The sequence below is a fragment of the Mesorhizobium sp. M0074 genome (genome assembly GCF_040322975.1).
GTDB lineage: Bacteria > Pseudomonadota > Alphaproteobacteria > Rhizobiales > Rhizobiaceae > Mesorhizobium.
Genome location: NZ_JAMYUM010000001.1, coordinates 81,936 through 100,843, shown reverse-complemented (window position 1 = coordinate 100,843; position 18,908 = coordinate 81,936). Strand labels below are relative to the sequence as shown.

Below are 18,908 nucleotides of genomic sequence, written 5' to 3'. Positions count from 1 at the left end.
CGTTCGAGTTGTAGAAACTGGCTACACCAAGGGTAGGGCCGATGGCAAGTGGCTAGGCTCCCCCTTCTCCACTTGTGGGAGAAGGTGGCCGCGAAGCGGTCGGATGAGGGGTGCTCCAGCTTGGCACCGACGGCGATCCGTCCAGCACCCCTCAACCGTCTCGGCGCTGCGCGCCGATCCACCTTCTCCCACAAGGGGAGAAGGGAAGCTCGCTACCGTCCCGGCCGACCCGTCTTGCCGGGCCGGCGCTTTTCACGGCGGGCGTCGGCGGGGTCTTCGTAGGAGCCGATGCCGGCGCGCTGGCGGGCAACAGGTTTGGCGGAATCGTCGCGTTCCTTCGCGCTCCCCTCTGCCCTGCCGGGCATCTCCCCCACTTGGGGGGAGATCGGCTGCGGCTTCGCCGGCACTCTTCCCTCAACAGGCTTTTCTGTGCGCCGCACGGTCATCTCATCCAGCGAATTCTTCTTGAACAGCGGCTTGGTGGAGTCACCGGGGATGCCGAAATCGGAGCCGTGCGCTTCTTCGGCCGACTGTTTCTTGAACAGTGAACGCGACACCGCGCCGGCCGGCGTCGGCATGTCGGTGCCCGGGCCCATGGCGTTGAGCGACGGCTTGGCAAACAACGGCTTCTTCACCGGCACGGCGCCGTCGGCGCCCATTTCGTCGAGCGCCGGCTTGTGGAAGAGGTTGGACCGGGTAGCCTTGGTCGCCTCTTCGGCGGCACGTGCCTCGTCGAGCTTGCGGAAACGCTCCTGTTCCTCTGATGTACGATGTTTGGCCACGCCCTTGTTGTGCTTGCCCTTCTCGCGGCCCGAGACTGGGCTTTCCATGTCGGCATACTTGGCCAGCGGGTCGTCGGAGATGGACAGCTCCATCTCGCGCAGCCGCTTGATCTCGTCGCGGATGCGGGCCGCCTTCTCAAAGTCGAGGTTGGCGGCGGCGTCGCGCATCTGCTTGTCCAGGGCGTCGAGATGCGCTTTCAGATTGTTGCCCATCATCGCGCCGGCGCTGTCGGTGAACTGCGAGATATCGGCGCGGACATGATCTTTTTCGTAGACCGAGTCCAGGATGTCCGAAATGCGCGACTTGACCGATTCAGGGGTGATGCCGTTGGCCGCGTTCCACTCCATCTGCTTTTCGCGGCGGCGGTTGGTCTCGGCCATCGCCCGCTCCATCGAGCCGGTGATCTGGTCGGCATAGAGGATGACCTTGCCGTCGACGTTGCGCGCGGCGCGGCCGATGGTCTGGATCAGCGATGTCTCGGAGCGCAGGAAGCCTTCCTTGTCGGCGTCGAGAATGGCGACGAAGCCGCATTCGGGAATGTCGAGGCCTTCGCGCAGCAGGTTGATGCCGACCAGCACGTCGAAGGCGCCGAGGCGCAGGTCGCGCAGGATCTCGATACGCTCCAGCGTGTCGATGTCTGAGTGCATGTAGCGCACGCGAATGCCCTGCTCGTGCAGATACTCGGTCAGGTCCTCGGCCATGCGTTTGGTCAGCACGGTGACCAGCGTGCGGTAGCCGGCCCTGGTGGTCTCGCGGATTTCGCCCACGACATCGTCGACCTGCGTCTTGGCCGGGCGCACCTCGACCGGCGGATCAATCAGGCCGGTCGGGCGGATGACCTGTTCGGCAAAGACACCGCCGGACTGCTCCATCTCCCAACCGCCGGGCGTTGCGGAAACCGCGACGGAAAGCGGGCGCATGGCGTCCCACTCCTCGAAGCGCAGCGGCCGGTTGTCCATGCAGGACGGCAGGCGGAACCCATACTCGGCCAGCGTCGCCTTACGGCGAAAGTCGCCGCGATACATGCCGCCGATCTGCGGTATGGTGACGTGGCTTTCGTCGACAAAGACCAACGCATTGTCGGGGATGTATTCGAACAAGGTCGGCGGCGGATCGCCCGGCTGGCGGCCGGTCAGATAGCGCGAGTAATTCTCGATGCCGGCGCAGGAGCCGGTCGCTTCCAGCATCTCCAGGTCGAAGCGGGTGCGCTGCTCAAGCCGCTGCGCCTCCAGCAACCGACCGGCCCGTTCGAGTTCGACCAGCCGGTGCTTGAGCTCCTCCTTGATCGATTTGATGGCCTGATTGAGGGTCGGACGCGGCGTCACATAGTGCGAATTGGCGTAGATCTTGACGCTCTTCAGCTCGCCGGTCTTCTGTCCCGTCAGCGGGTCGAATTCGGTAATCGCCTCGATCTCGTCGCCGAACAGCGAGATGCGCCAGGCGCGGTCCTCGAGGTGGGCCGGGAAGATCTCGATCGTGTCGCCGCGCACCCGGAACGAGCCGCGGACGAAATTGATGTCTTGGCGCTTGTATTGCTGGGCGACGAGGTCGGCGAGCAGCGCGCGCTGGTCGAGCCGGTCGCCGATCTGCATCTGGAAGGTCATCGCCGTATAGGTCTCGACCGAGCCGATACCGTAGATGCAGGACACCGAGGCGACGATGATGACGTCGTCGCGTTCGAGCAGCGAGCGCGTCGCCGAATGGCGCATACGGTCGATCTGCTCGTTGATCGAGGATTCCTTCTCGATGTAGGTGTCGGTCCGGGGCACATAGGCCTCAGGCTGGTAATAGTCGTAGTAGCTGACGAAATACTCGACGGCGTTTTCCGGGAAGAATTTCTTGAATTCGGAATAGAGCTGCGCGGCCAACGTCTTGTTGGGCGCCAGGATCAGAGCGGGGCGCTGCGTCTCCTCGATCACCTTGGCCATGGTGAAGGTCTTGCCCGAGCCCGTGACGCCGAGCAGAACCTGGGTGCGGTCGTTGCTGCTGACGCCCTCGACCAGATCCTTGATCGCCGTCGGCTGGTCGCCGGCGGGCTCGAAATCCGAGACCATCTTGATGGCGATGCCGCCTTCGGATTTTTCCGGCCGGGCGGGACGGTGCGGCGTCCACAGCACGCCGTCCTTGTGCAGCGGATTGCCGGATTCGATGAGTGCCGACAGCGCCGCGACGGTCGCGGTGACGCCGCCGGAGGCCATGGTCTCGGCCTCTTCAAGGGAGACATCGAGGCCAGCGACAGGGTTGAGACCGGCCGCAGTGCGCTCCCGCGCCGAAGCCGCGCCGCCCATCGAGGTGCCGCGTGCAGTACGGCCAGGGGAAGAGGAGCGCTCGGGGATTTTCTTGGCAGACTTGGCGCCTTCCCTCCCCCTCGAGGGGAGGGTGGCGGCGGAGCCGCCGGGTGGGGTCGGTGCGGCAGTACTCGACGTTCCTTTGCGTCCCGCGCTGCCTCCGGCGACCCCCTCTGTCGCCTTCGGCGACATCTCCCCCTCGAGGGGGGAGATTTGGCGCCCTTCCTTCTCGGCTTCCTGCTCTATCTGCTCGGCCCAGTCGGCGATCGAGCCGGTCAGCGGCGCGCCGGTGAACTCGGCCTGCGGCGCCTCGGCAAAGCCGCCCTTGTACAAGGGCTCCGACGCATCGAGGAAATCGGTCAGCGGACTGCGCCGCTTGGGCGGCGAAGCGCGCTCGTCATTCGCCGGCGGAGGCGTTTTCTTGTCGGACAGTCTGGCCATGGCCCGAATATGGGAGGTATCGGCCAAAATGGAAAGAGCGGAGTGGCGGGTGGCGCGAGGCGCAATCCAGCTGCTGACAGAAGGGTGTCAGGAGCACCCTCCACGTTTCCCGCTCAATTAAACCAAAGCGCGAACGTCAGAAACCCGGCGCCGCCGAACTGGCGCTGGATCTGGTTGAACTCCTCGCTGGTGAGAATCTTCCCGCGCTCGAGATAGGGCGCGATGGCCGGGCCGGTGATCGACAGCACCAGGTCGAAGGTTTTTGGCTCATCAAAGAAGCGTTTCATGTTGATGCCTTTGTCGGCGATGCGGAAATGCGGCAGCAAGGTGCGTCCCTCCAGCAGATCCTCGGCCATGGCCAGGGCGGCGAGCCAGGCCTGTACCTGCTGCTCACCAACTTCGAGACCGGTCAGCGGGCTGGCGCCTTTCTGCTGCGGCCCGGGCAGCCATTCGCGGTCATTGTCGGTTTCGGCGCGGATGGCTTTCCAGTCCTCGCGCGACAGCCGGATCATTTCCATGAGATGGCGGCGCGCCGCCTGCCGGCGCTCCGGCTCGACCACTTGCCAGTTGATGAGATGCACCAGCGAGATGAAATCGGCGATGCGCCATTCGGACGACAGAATGCCGCCGCTCATGCCGCCGTCCGGCGGAACGAGCGTGTCCTGCAGCGGTAGTTTGGCGCGCGGGAACAGCATATGGAAGGAGCCGTCGAAGGTGTTGCTGAAGTCATGCGCCAGCCAGAAGTCGGCCTGCGCCATCAGGAACTCGGCATAGCCCTGCAGCCAATAGCCGTCGGCGCAGTCGAAGCGGAAGATGAGGGCGGGTGCGGCCGCGTCTGGCGCACCGCCGCCGCGTGACAGAGACGCCATGATCGCCGCGGCGCTTTCGTCCGGCGCGATCGTGCCGTCCTCGTTGAGGTCGATGCCGAGGCGGGTGAGGTCGATGACCATGCCGATGTCCGCGTCGGCGGGTACCGAACCCAGCGTGGCTGCGGATTTCTCCAGCCGGTCGCGGAAGGCGACGAGAATGGCGCGGAATTGTTCGTAGGTCAGCGGCTCGGGATTGGCATTGTCCGGCACCGGCAGCCGCATCAGCGGCAGCATGAACGATTGCGGGCTGTCGAAACCGTGGCGGTGCAGACCGCCGGCCAGGACCTCCAGCGCGGTGAAGAATTGGCCGGCGCCGGCGGCGTAGGCGGCTGCCGGATCGCTTGGTGCGGTGGCTTCCAGAGCGGCAAGAGCGCGGTCGCGTTCGGCTGCGGTTGTTGCCTCGAACAGGGCCGCCGCTTCGGGAGCCGCGGCGCTGGGTGAAGCCAGCGGCAGGAGAAGAATGATGGCGCACGCCACCAGCCTGGAAAAACGCGTCATCGTGATCGCCCCTTTTGTCGCTCCGCAGTGGATCATACACGCATTTGGCTCACGGCGCCTGTTACCTTCGGACGGGCCGGTCATCATTTCATTTATGCTAACAGTCGAAGCTTCAATCAATCCGGCAGACGGTCTACACAGGGCAAACCATTGGGCGTCGCGTGTCGAACTATCCGCTTTCCTACAAACTGTCGTGGCTGCCGCGCTTCCTCCGGCCTTCGCTCAATGGCGACGCGCGCGGCTTTGCGCCGGCGGCTGCAGCCCTGCTCGAACCACCGCCGGCGCGGACGGTGCGGCTGGCTTTCGTCGGCGATATCTCGGCGGTGGCCAATCGCCGCGCGCCGGACTGCGATCCGGCGATTGCGGCGCTGTTCGCCTCGGCCGATCTCGTGGTCGGCAATTGCGAAAGCCCGGTGGTGGAACGGCCGAGCGCTGTTTTGGGCACCAGGCTTGGCACGCACCACGCGATGAGCGAGCGGTTCCTTGCCGAGGCGCTGGCCGCCGTCGGCATTTCGCGTGAAAAACTGGTGCTGTCGCTGGCCAACAACCATGTGCTCGACCAGGGCATCGCCGGTTTCGATGAGACCGTCGCCGCGCTGGCGCGGCTCGGCATCCGTACTGTAGGCGCCGCGGCTCCGGTCGAGCGGTTTGCGGTTGGTTCGCTGACGATAGGCCTTGCCGCCTTTACCTTGTGGCGCAATACCGACGAGGCTCAGTTCGCGGGCCGAGTCTCGATGCAAGCCGATCCGACGCAATGGCCGCACGCTGCCGCTTCGGGTGTCGACCTCCTCTGCGCGGTGCCGCATTGGGATTGGGAATTCCGGCATTTTCCACGTGCGAAGACGCGGGCAATGGCGCGACTTCTGGCCGAACATGGCGTCGGCCTGATCGCCGGACATCATGCCCATGTCGTGCAGCCGATCGAGCGGATCGGCAAGACGCTCGTTGCCTATGGGCTCGGCGATTTCATCGGCACCGCCTTCGCGCGGCAGCCATGGCCCGGCCGCATCGGCGCCATTCTCGTCGTCGACATCAGCGACGATCCCGGCACGCGCGGGGCCATCGCCGCCTACCGGCTGCATGCCTTCATGCGGCTGCGCGCCGGCGATCACGAGCGGCTGGTCCCGGTTGAAACGCTGGCGGGAAAATCCAGGCAAAGGGTTCTAGCCCGCCTCGATGCGGTCTTCGGTGCCGTGCGCTGACGCAGTCCACCAAACCGGCTATCATGCCCAGCGCGGGCAGGCTTGTGGCGGCGGGTGGGTGATGGAAACTGCGGATTTCATGCCGAGCGAAGCGGTGATCGCCGGCCTCAGGAAGAACATCGAGGCCTATGAGGCGCAACGAGCTTCGGCCCATCGCCGGACGCGCTGGCGGGTGCCACTTTTCATCGGGCTGGTGCTGGTGTTCGTGGCGCTTGTGGCCTGGCTCTTCAACGGGGTTGCCGACCCCAACGAGCAGTGGTTCTCGACCCCGCATGTGTTCCTCTATATCGGCGGATTCCTGGCGGCGATCCTGCTCTATTTCCAGGCGATCAAGCCGGCGAGCAAATTGCAGCAGTCGTTTCGCAGCACGCTGTTGCCGATCATCTTCGGCTTCATCGACGAGATGCGGTACCGGCACAACGTCAAGCCGAATTCGTTCGACCGGCTGCCGCGCGAGACGGTTGGCCCGTTCAACCGGCAGTCTTTCGACGATGTTTTCTCCGGCCGCTACGACGAGTTTCCGTTCGAGCTCTATGAAGCAGATCTCCGGGAAGGGACGGGCGGAAGCATGACGGCGGTGTTCAAGGGCGTCATCGTCGCCTTCGAGACGATCGCGCCGTTCCCCGGCACATTGGTGGCCGCGCGCCGGACCAACAAGGCCGTCGGCTTCCTCCGCGGCATCTTCGGCAGCAAGATGCAGGAACTATCCAGCGGCGTACCCGAACTCGACGCCGCCTATGAGTTCCACACCGACAACATCGAAGCGGCGCGGCCGCTGGTGACCGGCCGGCTGGCGCAGGCGCTCGAATGGCTTGGCGAAACATGGCCGAAGGAACCGGCACGCGTCGCGCTCAACGGCAGCGACGGCTTCCTGCTGCTGCCGCAGACGAAGAACTTCTTCGAGCTGCCGGACATCTCTGTGCCGCTCGACTATGCCAATCATGTCGCGCCGATGATCGCCGACATGGGCACGATCCTGGCGACCGCGGCGCTGGTGCGCAAGATTGGGGCGCAGGACGAGGAGGCGGGGTAGCGGCTAAAGCGCCTCGCGCTCGGACATCAGCAGTCGAAGCCGTAATTGTCGCGGAGATAGTCCGCGTCTTCCTTCGACATCTTCTTGAGCATCACACAGACGGTAAAGCTGCCCACCTGATGGCCGTTCTTGGTGTATCCCCAGTCCGAAATTTCGTCCCGGGTGAATTCGATCTCCTGGCCGGCGACGACGTTGTGCACTGCCTGCGGCTCGTTTGCTAAAATTCCGGCAAAATCCGCTCGCCGTTCGGTGAAAGGGAATGATCCAGAAATGTTCCGTCGCGGTTCCGTCTTCGATCCTTACCTTCAATTTGAACGTGGCTGTTCCGGACGGCGGCGCCTCGGACAGGATCAGGAAGTCATCCAGGCTGGCGCGGGCCTGCTCAATCGCCGCCGCCATCTCCGGATCGTCCCTTGCCACACCGAGGACTCCCTTTTCACCGCTTTGGGCGTCGGCTGAGACCGGAGCAAACGCGAGTACCAGGGCAATCGTGGCACGGACGGCAAGCTTCATGGTGCGGCTGCTTTCGACGCTTTCGCCAGAACGACTGTGATCATCATTTGCCGAACGTCTGATGGCAACTGGTTTTTGTCTCCATCTGGCGCTATTCCTGGGACAGTGGGGTGGGGCTATGATCGAGGAACGCAAGGGGTTTCGCCTGTCGCGGCGGCTGCTGCTGGGTGCGGCGGTGGTCGGCGGCGCGATGCTCTGGGGCGGGACGACCGTGGCGCGGCTGGCGCGCGGTCCGTCGGGGCAGAAGAATTCCGGGCGCATCGCCGACATTGACGGGATCGACCTGGCGCAGAAGCCGCTGGAGGGCCCGCCAGCCTACGATCCGGCGCTGCCATGGCTGACCAAGGGCGGCAACATCAACGATGCCAGCGGCCTGTCGATGACACCGGTCTACGGCGTTATCGAAGTCAGCGAGGAAGACCACATCGCGAGCGCGCTGGCCCTTGCCCGCGCCAATAGCCTGAAGGTCTCGGTCGCGGCGGTGCGCCATTCGATGGGCGGCCACGCCTTCGACGACAACGCGCTGGTCCTCGACATGCGCAAATTCAACAAGGTCAGTGTCGACCCGACGGCGAAGACGATCACCTTGCAGCCGGGTGCGCGCTGGCACGACATCCAGAACCTTTTGCACCCGCGCTTTGCGGTGAAGGCGATGCAGTCGACCGACATCTTTTCGGTCGGCGGCTCGCTGTCGGTCAACGCGCATGGCATGGACCACCAGGCCGGCTCGGTCGCCGGCTCGATCCGATCGATGCGGGTGATGCTGGCGGACGGTTCGGTGACGACCTGCTCACCGGCCGAAAATACCGAGCTGTTCCGCCACGTCGTCGGCGGCTACGGCCTGTTCGGCGTGGTGCTGGAGGCGACACTCGACATCGTCGACAACGCCGTCTACCGGACCTCGCGCGAGATCATCAAATCGGACGATTTCCCGACGTTCTTCGCCGAGGTTCTGGAGCCAAACAGGGCGATCGGTCTGTTTTATGGGCATCTGTCGACTGCGCCGGGCAATTTCCTCGAGGATATGATCGTCTACCGCTATGACAAGGTGGCCGACCAGCCGCCGGCCGACCAGCCGGCAATCGGTGAACCGGGTTCGGTCGGGCTCAAGCGGGTGATCATCAACCTGGCGAAATGGGGCAGCCTGTTCCAGGAGCTGAAATGGTTCACCGAAAAGACGCTGGAGCCGCAATTCGAGAACTGCACGGTGGCGCGGACGACGGCAATGGCCGAGGGCGAGGCCTGCCTCGTCACGCGCAACAATCCGATGCACGATTCAGTGCCCTATCTGTTCAACGATCTGCTCGATGAGACCGACATCCTGCACGAGTATTTCATCCCGCGGGCGGCCTATAACCCGTTCATCGCGGAAGCGCGCGGGATCCTGCGCAACCAGACCCTGCCGGTGCTCAACGCGTCGGTACGCATCGTCCACAAGGAGGATGTGGCGCTGAATTATGCGCCGGAGCCGGCCTATTCGCTGGTGCTCTACATCAATCAGCCGACAGACGCCGACGGCAATGCCAGGATGCGGGCGCTGACAAGGGCGCTGATCGACGTGACGATCAAGCATGGCGGGCGTTTTTTTCTGCCCTACCAGCTCCACTACACAGGCAAGGAGCTGCTTGCCTCCTATCCGGAACTGCCGTCCTTCCTGGCGAAGAAGCTGCAATACGATCCGGGCGAGCTGTTTTCGTCGATTTTTTATCGCGCCGTCAAGGCACTGATCGGCACGGCCTGAAGCGGCGGCTACAGACCGTCAGGCAGCTTCGCCGCCAGCCAGTCCGCCGAGCGCCTGGCGATGCCGATCGTTGCCGATGCGGCGCGGCCGAGATCGGTCTTGACCACGGCGTAGCCGGCCTTCGTGCGGTAGAGCACGGCGCGGCCGCCATCGACCGCCGCTTCATAGGCGACCGGCCGGACGGCTTCCGTTTCCGTCGCCGTGGCCTGCGTTCCGACCGCAGCACTGGGCCGATGGCTCAGTTCCGGTGGCAGCGGGTCTGTCGCTGCGGTGCTGGCCGTCGTCAATTCAGGCTCGGAAGCGGTCGCAGCGAGCTGCGATGACGAAGACGAGTTCTGTGTCCGGCAGATGCCGGAGACCAACGGATAGTCGAAATTGCGCTCGTGCAGCATCTGGCTTTTCATCGCCGCTTCGCATTCGGCGATGGTCGACCATTTGGCGGGCGTCTCGCCGATATATTCGCAAAGCCTGGCGTCGCAGTCGCAGCCGACGATGGTCATGGCGACAAGGGCGGTCTTGATCACGGTCTTGTCCCTCCGAGTTGCCTGGCACATGTGCGCAAGACAACGTGTCTACGGCATCATCAATCGTTGCGGAACAAGGCGGGATTTGGCCCCGATTGTGGAATGAGCGTGGCGGAGCATCACGCAACGTCTTGCCGAGGCCGGCTGTGACCGAAAGGCCTCAGTAATCATAGACATGCTCGAGCCTGGCGCCTGCCGTCATCAGCGCCGGCAGCACGATGTGCAGCTTGCGCACGGCGACGGTCAGGGCAGTGCGGCGCGTGGAGGGTTCCGCCGGAAGCGGGTAGCTGAACAAGGTGCGTGCACCTTCGGGAACATTGATCTCGTCATTGGAAAGCATGGTGACCATGATCTCGTCATTGCCGCCGATCTCGACGAAGGAGACGCCCTTGTCGATCAAGCGCGGGATCATGTCGGTGAACACCTGATAGCGCCTGGTGACGAAGACCGTGCCGTCGGCGCCGAGATCGCGCTCCAGCAAGGTGTCGGGTTCGTTGCGCGTCACTTCCCCGACCGGACCCTTGGCCCAGACATGAATGTCGAGCAAGGCGGGATCGGTGGTGGCGGCGAGCGCCGACTTGATCAGATCGGCATAGCCCTGCTTGATCGTGTCGGCGAGGCCGAAGGCGAGCTTGCGTTCGCCGGTACGGAAGGCGCTGTCGTCCGGCGCCGGCTGGACGGCTAACAGGCCGGCACGTTTTTCGGCATAGGGAAACTGGTACCACGGCACCTGGTCGAGAAAACCGGCATAATCGGCCGCCACCTTGGCCTGGTAGATGTCGACGGCGGTGCGCTTGCCGGCTGTCGCTTCGGTGACGCGGCCGATCGTATTTTCATAGGCCCACTGGATGGCGTGCTCGATCGTGTGGCTGGTGCCGATGACCACCAGCATCTGGTGATTGTCGAGGTTGAATTTGTAGGCGGAGCTGGCGCGGGTGACCATCGCGTAATCCTGCCAGAAGCGGCCGATATAGGAGAGATAAGGGAAGCCGCTCGGCTGGTTCTTGTCGACAAAGCCGGCATATTCGCGGGCGGCGTAGACGATGGCCCATTCCGGATAGGTGAGAAAGGTCGATTCCTCCGGCCGTTGGTAGCCGGGGATCTCGGCACGGACCTTGTCGGCCAGCGCCTTTGGCGGAGCACCCTCGGCGATGCCCGGCAATGGTGTTGTGTCCAGCGACGGCGTGGTGAGAAAGCCGTAGGCCAGCCCGGCGATCGGGATCAACACGACAATGACGACGAGCCAGAGGATCGCCTTGATGATGCGCTTCAGCCAGCGGAACAGGAACATGGCCGGTCAGGCCGTGGCGAAATGGTCGTACACACGTTTCGACAACCAGAACCCGACATAGACGGCGAAGCCGCCGATGACGATGTGCGGCAGGTTGGCGAAGAAGCGGGCCGGGAATTCGATGTCGTTCAGGGAGCGGAAGCCGTTGATGAAGATGCCGCCATCGAGGCAGCCGGAACCGGTGACCAGGCCGAGCACGCCGTCGAACAGATAGACCGAGCCGAACAGCTTGAAATAGAACACCGCCTGGCGGTGCGAGATGAAGGCGGCGGCCAGCGCCCAGACGCCGGAGAAGGCGTGCAGCAAATCATCATACCATTGCAGCGAAAACAGGCCGAACAGATTGCCGCCGGCATCGTTGAAAGCCGGCACATAGCCGATGGCAACGACACCGAAGAACAGGAAAGCATAGGCAACGGCAAGCTTTTGGATGAGCGTCATGAAATGTCCCCCTGCCGTCAGCCCTTTTAAACGGCCCCCGACGGCAATGGATAGTAGCTGATTTTGGCGCAGCGTGAAGCGTCGCCGGCAAAATCGTCAGGCGGGGCCACAAAGACAGTCGGCGCCGGGATTTCTCCCAGCGCCTCCCTGTCAGATCAGGACACGGTCGCGGCAGCAACTCCCGAAAGATGTCGCGCCATGCCGGCCTTGATTTTGACGGTCCTGCCAGTCGCCACCCTAGGGCAGCGTCCGTTCCGGACCACGCCGGTCTCCGCTCTTGCGAGCTTTGCCCAGCGCGCCATCGAAGGTTTTTGCCGTCCTTCATGGCAGCATCGGTCCGCCGTCGGCGTTCGCACGCTTTCCGCGGCCCCGTAGGTCTCGGCGTCCATCCCTCCAACAAGCAAGCCTGTTCTCGTTCAGGGCCGTACGGGCCTCAGGAAATCCGCCGTTCCGCTTTGCCTTTCGGCGTGGCGATCGGTAGCCGCCTGAGATGGGTTTTAACGTACGTCGGATAAGCGTTTGGCGAAACTGCCGCGAGCCTGTGGATAGCGGGATTATCGGGGACTGACCCTGCCAAAATAGCGACTTTCCGATCTCTGCCGCCGCCGGTCGGGATTTGCCGCCTCGATGCCGAAGCCGCATTGTCGGACATTCGATCTTGCCCCGCGGCCCGGCGCGGGCTTCAATGCCGGCAAATGATTGGAAGGCGTGTTCGATGGCCTTGGGGAGGCAGGCTTGAAGGTCGCGGTGGTTCTCAATCCGATCGCCGGCGGCGGCAGGCTCAAGCGGCATTGGCCCGAGGTTGCGGCTTCGCTGAAAAGACATTTCGGCGATTTCGAGCTCCGTGAAACGCAGGCCGAGGGCGATGCCGAACGGCTGGCGCTCGACCTTGCCGCCATCGGCTTCGAGCTGGTGATCGCGGCCGGCGGCGACGGCACCGCCAGCGAAGTCGCCGACGGGCTGCTGAAGGCTTTCCGGGAAAGCGGCCGGACGGCCGAACTCGGGCTGCTGCCTTGCGGCACCGGCATCGACTTCGCCCGCGGGCTCGGCCTGTCGAACAATGTCGATCTGACGCTGAAGCGGATTGCCGAGGCCAAGCCGCGCAAGGTCGATGCCGGGTGCATCAGCTATGTCGACGACCATGGCGCACTGGCCAGCCGCCATTTCATCAACATCGCCAGTCTCGGGCTTTCCGGCGCCACCGACCGCGCGGTCAACGCCGACAAGCGCAAGGGCAAGGTTTCGGCCAAGGCGCTGTTCTACTGGCGCACGGTCTGGGAGTTCCTCCGCTACCGGTTCCAGGAGGTTGCGATCACCGTCGACGACGGTGCCCCGGTTGAGGCGCGCATGGCGCTGGTGGCGGTGGCCAACGGAAAATTCTTCGGTGGCGGCATGATGATCGCGCCCGACGCCGAGCTTAACGACGGCGAGTTCGACATCGTCATCCTGCGCGCCGCCGGCAAGCTGAAGCTGATCTGGGACATCCGCCTGCTCTATGGCGGGCGGCACCGCAACCATCCGGCGATCACCATCCTGCGCGGCAAGAAAGTGGTTGTCGAGCCGCTCGGCGATGTGCAAAAGAACGCCGCGCTGATCGACATAGACGGCGAATCGCCGGGTCGCATACCAGCGACTTTCGAGATCCTGCCCGGCGCATTGACGCTGAGATATTGAATCAAGGCATTGAGGGATTGATTCAAGTTCTTTCGGCGGTGATTCCGATCCCACGTCCAACGCGTTGAAATCGCGTGACATTGTCGCCCGCTCGACAGGTCACGGCATCAACGGCGTCTGCAGCATCTGCAAATGCAGGTCCTTGCCGGTCCAGGGATGCGCCTCGCAGACGGCTTCGTCGAGTTCGACACCGAGGCCTGGCTCCTTCGACGGGATGACGTTGCCGTCCCGCCATTCGATCTTCTTCTTGAGCAGCTTCGCGTGAAAACCGTCCCACTGTTTCAGCGATTCCAGAATGAGGAAATTGGGCAGCGTCACCGCAAGCTGGATGTTGGCGGCGCCGACGATCGGTCCGCAGTAGCAGTGCGGCGCGACCTGGATGTGGTAGGCTTCGGCCATGGCGGCGATCTTTTTGGTTTCGAGAATGCCGCCGGAGCGGCCAAGGTCGGGCTGAAGAATGGTCGCCGCACGGTTCTCGATGACGCGGGCGAACTCAAATTTGGTTGTTAGCCGCTCGCCGGTGGCAATCGGGATCGAGGTCGCGCGGGCGACCTGCGCCATCACCTCGGGCATGTCGGGCGGCACCGGCTCCTCGAACCACAGCGGATCATAGGGCTCGATGGCGCGGGCGAGGCGCAGCGCGCCCGATGCGGTGAACTGGCCGTGCGTACCGAACAGGATGTCGGCCCTGGTGCCGACCGCCTCGCGGATCGCCTTGACCATACGGGCGGAGAGGTCGATGTCGACGAGGCGCGGCTGGTGGCCGTCGAAGGCGGTGTAGGGACCGGCCGGGTCGAGCTTGACCGCGTTAAAACCCTGCTCGACATATTCGAGCGCGCAGGCGGCGGCCAGATCGGGGTCGTTGTAGACGTTCTTGCCGCGGGCGTCCTCCGAATGGACGCTGCCGCTGTGCGGGTAGAGGTAGGTGTAGGAACGCAGCGTTTCGTGTACCTGGCCGCCAAGCAGCTTGTAGACCGGCTTGCCGGCCTCTTTGCCGATAATGTCCCAGCAGGCGATTTCGAGCGCCGAGAAACAGCCCATGCCCGACACGTCGGGCCTCTGGGTGAAGCCGGACGAATAGGCGCGGCGGAAGAAGGTCTCGACATCGTGCGGGTCGCGGCCGATGAGATAACGTTCGGCCATGTCCTCGACCATTTTCGCCGTGACATGAGCCGAGAAGGTGGCGTTGTAAGCTTCGCCATAGCCGACGACGCCGCCATCGGTGGTGAGCTTGACGAAGATGAAATACTTGCCGCCGATGCCGGGCGGCGGATTGCCGACCACCCAGGTCTTGACGTCGGTGATTTTCATTTCTGATCCTCCAGAACCAGTTCGGCGCCCTTCCATCCGGTCATGATCGCGGCGGCGTTGGTGTTGCCGGTTATGTTGTCCGGAAAGATCGAGGCGTCGATGACGCGCAACGCCTGGATGCCGTGTACCTTGAGGCGCGGATCGACGACGGCGTGGGCCGCGTCCGGCCCCATGCGGCAGGTCGAGACCGGGTGATAGACGGTGCCCGAGCGCTTCCTGAAATCCTGGATCAAATCGGAGTCGGAGGTGATCGACGGACCGGGCAAAACCTCTTCCTCGATGATCTCGGCCATCGCCGGCATCGAGGCGATCTTCCTGACGAATTTCACCGCCGCCAGCATTTCAGCGACGTCCGCCTCGGTCGAAAAGGCATTGGCGACGATTTTGGGATAATCGCTCGGATTGGCGGAACGGATCATGATTTCGCCGCGGCTCGACGGACGGCAATTGGACAGCCCGATGGAAAAGCCCGGCCATGGATCGGGCGTCAGGATCGGCCGTTCGCCGCTCTTCGGAATGACGGTCGAAAACGCCTGGAAATAGAGCTGCATGTTGGGCCGTGCCGCGGCCGGATCGGTGCGAAAGAAGCCGCCGGCATTGTTCATCGACAGCGACAGCGGGCCCGACCGCAAAAACACGTATTGCATGCCGACCAGCAGCTTGCCCCACCACGGGCGCAGGATCTGGTTGAGCGTCGGCAGCCTGCCCTTGAACGTGTAGTTGATGCCGACATGGTCCTGCAGGTTTGCCCCGACATTCTCGTTGGCGTGAACGACGGGAATGCCGAGCGCGCCAAGAAGCGCCGACGGGCCGATGCCTGAAAGCTGTAGCAATTGGGGCGAATTGACCGAGCCGCCGGAGAGAATGACCTCGCGGCCGGCGCGGGCGGTTTTCGTCGCGCCATTCTGGAGATACTCGACACCGACGGCACGCTTGCTTTCGAACAGGATCTTTGTCGCCAGCGCGTTGATCTCGACGCGGACATTTTTGCGCTTCATCGCCGGGCGCAGGAAGGCGCGCGCCGCCGACATGCGGCGGCCGTTCCTGGTGGTGATCTGGTAGACGCCGACGCCTTCCTGCGAGGCGCCGTTGAAATCCGGGTTGAGCGGCAGGCCGGCCTGGTTGGCGGCGGCGAGATAGCGCTTGGTGAGCGGATGGACGGAGGTCGAGCAGTCGGTGACATGCAGCGGCCCGCCGACGCCGCGCCATTGGTCGGCGCCGGCCTGATTATCCTCCAGCGCCTTGAAGGCGGGCAGCAGGTCATCGAAGCCCCAGCCGGGATTGCCGGCCGCTGCCCAAGCGTCGAAATCCTCACGCGCGCCCCTGATCCAGACCATGGCGTTGATCGAACTCGAGCCGCCGAGCAGCTTGCCGCGCGGCCAGTGGTCGGCATTGCCGGCCAGGCCGGGATCCGGCTCGGCCTTGTAGTTCCAGTTGACCGCCGGGTCGAAGAAGGTCTTGCCGTAGCCGAGCGGCATCTGCACGTAGAAGCGACGGTCGCTGCCGCCGGCCTCGAGCACCAGCACCGAGAAGCGGCCGGAAGCCGACAATCTTTCGGCCAGGACCGAGCCGGCCGAACCGGAGCCGACGATGATGAAATCATAGGTCTGCATGGTGGATACGGCTGGCTCCGGAATTCGGCTCTAACCTAGGCTTGGGCGCGACGCGGCGTCGCCGGGTCTTCCGGCATCCGTTGTGAAAAAAGCGACCGGGGATATTCAGTCTGAATGTCAGCCTGTCGCCTGCTGCCCGAGTTCAGTCGTGTTCGCGCCCATCCGGGTCGAACAGGGCCGCCGCCTCATTGGCTTCTTCCAGCAGGAAGGTGAACACGCTTGAGTAGGACTTGGTCGAACCGGACAGAGGATCATCACTCTCCCAGCGAAAGACCCCCCCGTCCGGATTCATGCCAATTAAATCGTCATTGTCCCCTAGCGCACCAATAAAGAGAACATCGTCTGGTGCATTGCCTGGTCGTCTCTTTATATTTGGTTCCAGTATGGAGAAGGGTTGTTGACCCGCCTCCACCAAATTCGTGCGTGACCAGCTACGTCGCAGCCCATAGACGCTTATATAATTCGCAAACAGACCTATCCCGTTGTGGAGCATGAGAAAGCAACGGAAATTATCTGGGAGTCGACGCGAAATTTCAGACTCCATCTGCCCAATTCCGATGGCGTCAAGTGGTGCGTACAGCTGATGCAAATACGCTTGAGGCGCTCGATGCGGGGTATGGCCAATCCACTCGGTTCCATCCGGATAGGTCTTGTATCCGAGGCGTTTCCATTTATCGACCAAGGTTCGGAGCTCTCGGTAGGCACGAGCGTCTTCTTCGCTTGACCATTCTTCCTGCTTAGGCATTTCCTTAATATCCTTAATAGGCTCCATTTACCCAGTTCGACGGGTCCGTAGGGTCTAACCTGTCGAACGCATCCATCGCATCGAAAACTTTACCAAGTGGCTCTAGCGACCGGCCGGAAGCCGACAATCTTTCGGCCAGGACCGAGCCGGCCGAACCGGAGCCAACGATGATGAAATCATAGGTCTGCATGGTGGCTGCGGCTGGCTCCGGAATTCGGCTCTAACCTAGGCTTGGGCGCGAGGCGGCGTCGCCGGGTCTTCCGGCATCCGATGTGAAAAAAGCGACCGGGGATATTCAGTTTGAATGTCAGCCTGACGCCTGCTGCCCGAGTTCAGTCGCGTCTGCGCCCATCCGGGTCGAACAAGGCCGCAACCTCATTGCCTTCTTCCAGCAGGAAGGTGAACACGCTTGAGTAGGAGTTGATCGAACCGAACAGAGGATCATCACTCTCCCAGCGAAAGACCCTCCCGTCCGGATTCATGCCAATTAAATTTCTATTTTTTCCGAGCGAACCAATAAAAAGAACTTCGTCTGGTGCATTGCTTGGTCGTCTCTGCACATTCGGTTCCAGTATGGAGAAGGGTTGTTGACCTGCCTCCACTAAATTTGTGCGTGACCAGCTACGTCGCAGCCCATAGACGTTTATATAATTCGCAAACAGACCTATCCCGTTGTGGAGCATGAGAAAGCAACGGAAATTATCTGGGAGTCGACGCGAAATTTCAGACTCCATCTGCCCAATTCCGATGGCGTCAAGTGGTGCGTACAGCTGATGCAAATACGCTTGAGGCGCTCGATGTGGGGTATGGCCAATCCACTCGGTTCCATCCGGATAGGTCTTCTGCCCGAGGCGTTTCCATTTATCGACTAGGGTTCGGAGCTCTCTGTATGCACGAGCGTCTTCATTGCTTGACCATTCTTCCTGCGAACGCATTGTCCCTAATAGCTCCATTTACCCACTTTTGACGGGTTCTAGGGTCTACCTTGTCAACCTGATCTATCACATCGAAAACAACGGGCGAACATCACAGAGTTGGTAATCACGCCCGACGGTGACTTTCGCGCCTACAACCTAAGGTCGCCAGCCAGTTCGTTCGGCCGGAGACGTGAGACTTGCCAAGCTGCGATCCGCTGCGGAAGTCTAGTCTTGCTGTTGCAATGTCGGTGAGCCTCGCTACGGCTTTGATTAATCTGTTTGCGTTCAGTAATGTTCGCCGGTGACGCTCAACATTTACGATTGCCGTTGAAGAGGTTAGATGTTCTCCCGCTTGATCGAAAGATTTCGTCGGCAGCCAGACCTCCGTCGTGCGCCTCAGCGTGGTAAAGCGTTGGGCGACATTGCCGCTGGAGCATTGGAAGGCGGCTTGGCATCCGATTTTCAACGAGTAGGGGATTTGTTCTGGGTTGGCCGTCCAACAGATCACATACGCTATCTGCTGAAATTTCAGATGTTGAAAGGCATGACCTTCTCCGCCTGTTGGGGCGTCTCGATCGACTTTGTGCCACTTTTCAGAGGCGGAAGCCTCCGGTGGAAAAGGACGGCGAAGTCAGCGAATTTTGACCTTTGCATTGACCCGATAGATTCATCGGGCCGGATTCCCAACTGGTGCTCATTCTATAGTAGCGATAGCTCCTATCAGGTTGAACGCGCAGCTTTGGCGGCGCTCAATGCTGCCCAGCAGGACTGGTCCAGAATCACCGCACTAAAGGACGTTGCTGCTAGTTTCGAACGACGATCCAAGATGAAATTTCGACGTTTTTCGTTGGAAAACTATGTGCAAACAGACCTCGCCTGGGGCTTGGCCCTTGTTGCCGTTGGAGACGCGGGTCGGGGCCAGCATCACATCGATGCATTTTGTGAGCAATTTGCCGTTGCGCCGGAGACGACCATCCTCGCAAAAGCGAGAAGAGAAGCGGGCGCAATAGCGGCTGGATGACAA

At 62.5% G+C, this 18,908-nt stretch carries 15 protein-coding genes; 5 read left to right on the top strand and 10 right to left on the bottom strand.

Translation table 11 applies throughout. The annotated features are described in order from the left end of the window. Window positions 1-212: 212 nt before the first annotated feature. Together uvrB and NKJ73_RS00500 are read right to left on the bottom strand one after the other, a co-directional pair. Window positions 213-3,512 carry an excinuclease ABC subunit UvrB gene (uvrB, locus tag NKJ73_RS00505; protein ID WP_352567993.1) on the bottom strand — a complete coding sequence of 1,100 codons (3,300 nt, stop codon included), beginning with the start codon at window positions 3,510-3,512 and terminating at the stop codon, window positions 213-215. A 113-nt stretch (window positions 3,513-3,625) separates the two neighbouring features. Then, a complete protein-coding gene (locus NKJ73_RS00500) occupies window positions 3,626-4,879 on the bottom strand; it encodes a hypothetical protein (protein ID WP_352567992.1) in 1,254 nt (417 codons plus the stop codon). 161 nt (window positions 4,880-5,040) lie between these two features. On the opposite strand from NKJ73_RS00500, the gene NKJ73_RS00495 reads away from it, so the two are divergent. Then, on the top strand, window positions 5,041-6,081 hold the full coding sequence (locus NKJ73_RS00495) for a CapA family protein (protein ID WP_352567991.1): 1,041 nt from the start codon (window positions 5,041-5,043) through the stop codon (window positions 6,079-6,081). 61 nt (window positions 6,082-6,142) lie between these two features. Next, on the top strand, window positions 6,143-7,114 hold the full coding sequence (locus NKJ73_RS00490; RefSeq protein WP_352567990.1) for a hypothetical protein: 972 nt from the start codon (window positions 6,143-6,145) through the stop codon (window positions 7,112-7,114). A 26-nt stretch (window positions 7,115-7,140) separates the two neighbouring features. Here NKJ73_RS00490 and NKJ73_RS00485 read toward each other — a convergent pair whose 3' ends face one another. After that, on the bottom strand, window positions 7,141-7,314 hold the full coding sequence (locus NKJ73_RS00485; RefSeq protein ID WP_352567989.1) for a DUF2314 domain-containing protein: 174 nt from the start codon (window positions 7,312-7,314) through the stop codon (window positions 7,141-7,143). Window positions 7,315-7,745: 431 nt separating this feature from the next. Between NKJ73_RS00485 and NKJ73_RS00480 the strand changes: the two genes are divergently transcribed. Continuing rightward, on the top strand, window positions 7,746-9,368 hold the full coding sequence (locus NKJ73_RS00480) for an FAD-binding oxidoreductase (RefSeq protein ID WP_352567988.1): 1,623 nt from the start codon (window positions 7,746-7,748) through the stop codon (window positions 9,366-9,368). Window positions 9,369-9,376: 8 nt separating this feature from the next. Here NKJ73_RS00480 and NKJ73_RS00475 read toward each other — a convergent pair whose 3' ends face one another. The 3 genes from NKJ73_RS00475 to NKJ73_RS00465 all read right to left on the bottom strand — a co-directional run bounded on the left by NKJ73_RS00475 (window position 9,377) and on the right by NKJ73_RS00465 (window position 11,624). Beyond that, window positions 9,377-9,892 (bottom strand): hypothetical protein, encoded by a 516-nt coding sequence (locus NKJ73_RS00475; protein WP_352567987.1) that lies wholly within the window; start codon window positions 9,890-9,892, stop codon window positions 9,377-9,379. A 160-nt stretch (window positions 9,893-10,052) separates the two neighbouring features. Next, window positions 10,053-11,183: a hypothetical protein gene (locus NKJ73_RS00470; RefSeq protein WP_352567986.1), complete on the bottom strand. Its 1,131-nt coding sequence runs from the start codon at window positions 11,181-11,183 to the stop codon at window positions 10,053-10,055. Window positions 11,184-11,189: 6 nt separating this feature from the next. Continuing rightward, the gene (locus NKJ73_RS00465) at window positions 11,190-11,624 is read right to left on the bottom strand and encodes a DUF4383 domain-containing protein (RefSeq protein ID WP_023719157.1); all 435 of its coding nucleotides are present in this window, start codon (window positions 11,622-11,624) and stop codon (window positions 11,190-11,192) included. Between the two features lie 735 nt (window positions 11,625-12,359). On the opposite strand from NKJ73_RS00465, the gene NKJ73_RS00460 reads away from it, so the two are divergent. Further along, a complete protein-coding gene (locus tag NKJ73_RS00460; RefSeq protein ID WP_352567985.1) occupies window positions 12,360-13,298 on the top strand; it encodes a diacylglycerol/lipid kinase family protein in 939 nt (312 codons plus the stop codon). 99 nt (window positions 13,299-13,397) lie between these two features. Here NKJ73_RS00460 and NKJ73_RS00455 read toward each other — a convergent pair whose 3' ends face one another. From NKJ73_RS00455 to NKJ73_RS00440, 4 genes are all read right to left on the bottom strand, one after another. Then, complete coding sequence (locus NKJ73_RS00455; protein WP_352567983.1) at window positions 13,398-14,609, bottom strand: mandelate racemase/muconate lactonizing enzyme family protein; 1,212 nt, start codon at window positions 14,607-14,609, stop codon at window positions 13,398-13,400. Further along, window positions 14,606-16,222, bottom strand: coding sequence for a GMC family oxidoreductase (locus NKJ73_RS00450; protein WP_352567982.1), 1,617 nt, complete (start codon window positions 16,220-16,222; stop codon window positions 14,606-14,608). The genes NKJ73_RS00455 and NKJ73_RS00450 overlap by 4 nt, the downstream gene beginning before the upstream one ends. 142 nt (window positions 16,223-16,364) lie before the next feature. Continuing rightward, window positions 16,365-16,967 (bottom strand): SMI1/KNR4 family protein, encoded by a 603-nt coding sequence (locus NKJ73_RS00445; RefSeq protein ID WP_352567981.1) that lies wholly within the window; start codon window positions 16,965-16,967, stop codon window positions 16,365-16,367. A gap of 332 nt (window positions 16,968-17,299) precedes the next feature. After that, window positions 17,300-17,902, bottom strand: a complete 603-nt coding sequence (locus NKJ73_RS00440; RefSeq protein ID WP_352567980.1) for an SMI1/KNR4 family protein — start codon at window positions 17,900-17,902, stop codon at window positions 17,300-17,302. Window positions 17,903-18,224: 322 nt separating this feature from the next. Between NKJ73_RS00440 and NKJ73_RS00435 the strand changes: the two genes are divergently transcribed. Continuing rightward, window positions 18,225-18,905: a hypothetical protein gene (locus tag NKJ73_RS00435; protein ID WP_023719152.1), complete on the top strand. Its 681-nt coding sequence runs from the start codon at window positions 18,225-18,227 to the stop codon at window positions 18,903-18,905. Window positions 18,906-18,908: the final 3 nt, after the last annotated feature.